Genomic DNA, 2,887 nt, shown 5'->3' with positions numbered 1-2,887 from the left:
CACGTCAAATACATCGTCATGTTGGTTCACATCAAGCGCTGCAATGTATACGTTAACCTTTGGGTAAGCTTGCTCGATTTCACTTTTCAATGCTTCTAAACGTTCAATTCGCCGAGCACACAGACATAAGTGGTATCCCTTGCTGGCAAACTCTTTCGCCATACCCTCGCCAAGCCCCGAGCTCGCTCCAGTAATTAATACGGTTTGTTGTTCTTGCATAGTACACGTCCATTTATTGTTTTATTTTGCGACGGCAACGCCATAACAAATAGTTGACCAAAAACCAGAAGTTTTTAAACGCCGGATTATTCGTTTGTTTGTGGTGGTAACGATAATAAATCTGCTGAGCAATTACGGCGAGGCGGAATAAGCCAAACACCTCATAGAATTTAAAATCAGCCACCGCTACGCCCGTCTGCTCGCAATAATAGGCAATGATTTCCTTTCGACTTAACATACCGGGATAATCACTCGGCTGACGCTTCGTCGCTCGGGCTATTTTATCGTCGTCGGACTGAATCCAATACGCCAATGCATTACCGAGATCCATCAGAGGGTTACCGAGTGTCGCGAGCTCCCAATCAAGGATACCAATGATGTGAGTCGGGTTATCAGCATCCAATACTAAGTTATCCAAACGAAAATCATTGTGCGTCATGCAAATGGTCTCTCCGCTCGGTTGGTTTTCTCGAATCCAGCGCATGATGCTTTTAGCGCCAAATACGTTCCATGTTTTCGCCCGCTCAAATCGATTGCACCACCCTTCTACTTGGCGCTGGGTATAGCCCTTGCCTTTCGCTAACCGTCTTAGACCCGATGCATTGATATCTACATTATGTAACGCGACAAGGCGGTCAATCGCGTTTAAACAGAGTTGCCGCGCTTGTGTTTCACTTAACTCCAGTTGGCGGGGAAAGTGACGACGCGGAATAATTCCCTCTATATGACGCATCACATAAAATTCAGCACCGATAACCGACTCATCCTTGCAGTGTGCAAGCACCTCTGGCACCTCTGGAAAATACGGCTTAAGCGCTTTTTGAAAACGATACTCGCGCCCCATGTCGTGCGCCGACTTCGCCTTAGTACCATCGGGTGGACGGCGCAAAACAAGAGTAATATCTCGGTAGTCGAGTCGATAAGTCCAATTTGATGCCCCACCGGTATACTGAGTAATAGCTAAATCGCCCGAAGACTCACTGACCACCTCAGGTAGTTCGGCTTTTAGCCACGCATCAAGTGACTCAATGGGTAATGACTCTTCCGTTCTAACCGGAGAAGACTGGTCAAGTACGCTATTTGCATCAACGCTCATTCATTCGCTCCTGCCATGCTCTTACTTCAGTTTTAGCAATGGTTGCACGATGCACTGCGTCAGGGCCGTCGGCAATACGCAATGATTTAGCGACCGCTAATAAATCGGGTAAAGGCGTATCATGACACATCGCGGCGCCACCATACAGCTGCATGGTTTCATCCACCACACGTTGCAGTACTTGCGGCGCAACCAATTTAATAGACGAAATCGCTTTAATCGCCTGCATTGCACCCACCTTATCAATTTGCCATGCTGCATGAAGGGTGAGTAAACGCGCTTGATCAATGGCAACCCGTAAATCTGCGAGACGTTCTGTATTGCCACCCAACTTTAATAAAGGCTGCCCAAACGCAATTCGCGATGTACCGCGCTCAATAAACATATCGAGCGTCCGTTCAGCAGCACCGATGGCGCGCATGCAATGATGAATACGGCCTGGACCTAAACGTCCTTGCGCTATTTTAAAACCTGCACCCGGTCCTACGATGATATTGTCCTTAGGTACGCGCACATCATCAAATACCACTTCGCCATGACCATAAGGCGCATCGTATTCGCCTAGCGCAGGGAGCATGCGCTCAATATATACGCCGGGTGTATTTAAAGGCACAATCACCATCGAATGACGGCTATGCTTATCAGCATCCGCGTCCGTCAAACCCATCACGATGGCAAATTGAGCGTCGGGATGCCCAAGCCCTGTGCTCCACCATTTACGTCCGTTTATCACCCACTCATCGCCGTCAGCGGTAATCGTGGTTTGCATGTTGGTTGCATCAGATGACGCCACATCGGGCTCTGTCATACAAAAGACCGAACGAATATCCCCTGCGAGCAGAGGCTCAAGCCATTGCGTCTTTTGCGAGGCACTCCCAAAGTGATACAGCACCTCCATATTGCCGGTATCAGGTGCATTACAATTAAAGATTTCCGGCGCCAACAAACTGTGCCCCATACACTCGGCAATAGGCGCGTACTCAAGAGTTGTTAGTCCCTGCCCAAGCTCAGCGTCGGGCAAAAACAGGTTCCATAACCCCGCCTTCTTAGCCATGGCTTTTAGTTCTGCCACATGCGGTGGCACCTGCCATTCACGCCAGTGCGGGCCGGCATTAAGACGTTGGTTTTCTTTACGATAATCAGACTCATAAGGGACGATATGCTGTTCGATAAATTCTTGTACGCGTGACAAATAATCACAACTTTTATCTGAAAGTGAAAAGTCCATTCTACGTTTCCTTTAAATACCTAATAACCGCATTGTAGGCATGAATGATTTTCTGGTACAACCAGTTTAAGCCGATTACTCTGCTTGTAATGGAGTCCAATTTCCATTACGGTTAAAAACAAAATAGAAAAATTAATCTATGCGCATAATAATAGTCACTTTTCTTCTTTTGCAGTTAACAGGCTGTACAGCCCTCGTTGCTGACCAAGTAGCTCACCCCCATGGAATGAATCTAAACTTTACTGATGAACAATCAGCTCTAGAAATCTTTCACCTGCAGCCCCGTAAGGTCGGTAACCTGGATTATTTTTATGCACCTGCCGCTGGATTTGCTCAACAAGAAA

General features: G+C 47.4%; 4 protein-coding genes. 1 reads left to right on the top strand and 3 read right to left on the bottom strand.

From position 1 onward, the window contains the following. The 3 genes from ABNS04_RS12380 to ABNS04_RS12370 form a co-directional block, all read right to left on the bottom strand. Window positions 1–219 (bottom strand): SDR family NAD(P)-dependent oxidoreductase (locus tag ABNS04_RS12380; RefSeq protein WP_348671598.1); only part of this gene is annotated, 219 nt, incomplete at its 3' end. A 13-nt stretch (window positions 220–232) separates the two neighbouring features. Continuing rightward, window positions 233–1,315: a phosphotransferase family protein gene (locus ABNS04_RS12375; protein WP_348671597.1), complete on the bottom strand. Its 1,083-nt coding sequence runs from the start codon at window positions 1,313–1,315 to the stop codon at window positions 233–235. Further along, window positions 1,305–2,543, bottom strand: coding sequence for an acyl-CoA dehydrogenase family protein (locus ABNS04_RS12370; RefSeq protein WP_348671595.1), 1,239 nt, complete (start codon window positions 2,541–2,543; stop codon window positions 1,305–1,307). Before ABNS04_RS12370 ends, ABNS04_RS12375 begins: the two co-directional genes overlap by 11 nt. A 139-nt stretch (window positions 2,544–2,682) precedes the next feature. Here ABNS04_RS12370 and ABNS04_RS12365 point away from each other — a divergent pair. Next, window positions 2,683–2,887: hypothetical protein (locus ABNS04_RS12365; protein WP_348671594.1), on the top strand; the 205-nt coding region annotated here is incomplete at its 3' end.

It is taken from the genome of uncultured Idiomarina sp. (assembly GCF_964010655.1).
Lineage (GTDB): Bacteria > Pseudomonadota > Gammaproteobacteria > Enterobacterales > Alteromonadaceae > Idiomarina > Idiomarina baltica.
This window is presented reverse-complemented; position numbering and strand designations above follow the sequence as displayed.